Below are 414 nucleotides of genomic sequence, written 5' to 3' on the forward strand. Positions count from 1 at the left end.
GGCCGGCGTGCCCTACGACCTGATCGCCGACATGGACGACATCAACCCCGAGTTCGCCAGCACCGACGTGTCGCTGGTGATCGGCGCCAACGACGTGGTCAATCCGGTGGCCAAGACCGACCCGGCCAGCCCGATCTACGGCATGCCGATCCTGGACGTGGTCAATTCCAGGAACGTCATCGTCATCAAGCGCGGCAAGGGCACCGGCTTTGCCGGCATCGAGAACGCGCTGTTCTATGCCGACAACACCCGCATGCTGTACGGCGACGGCGCCGAGGCGGCCGGCGCCCTGGTCAGCGAACTGAAGGCGCTGGATGGCGGCGGGCATTGAGCCGTTGCGGGCGGGGCAGGGGGGGCGTAGCGAGTGCAGGGCGCGCAGGAGCGGCTTCAGCCGCGATGGGCGTTACCGGTAAC

Annotated in this window: 1 protein-coding gene; it reads left to right on the plus strand. The window is 67.9% G+C overall.

From position 1 onward, the window contains the following. The coding region (locus D183_RS24800; protein ID WP_039727667.1) for an NAD(P)(+) transhydrogenase (Re/Si-specific) subunit beta at positions 1 to 331 on the plus strand (331 nt) is incomplete at its 5' end. Positions 332 to 414: the final 83 nt, after the last annotated feature.

The organism is Xanthomonas sp. SHU 199, from assembly GCF_000364665.1.
Classification (GTDB): Bacteria; Pseudomonadota; Gammaproteobacteria; order Xanthomonadales; family Xanthomonadaceae; genus Xanthomonas_A; species Xanthomonas_A sontii.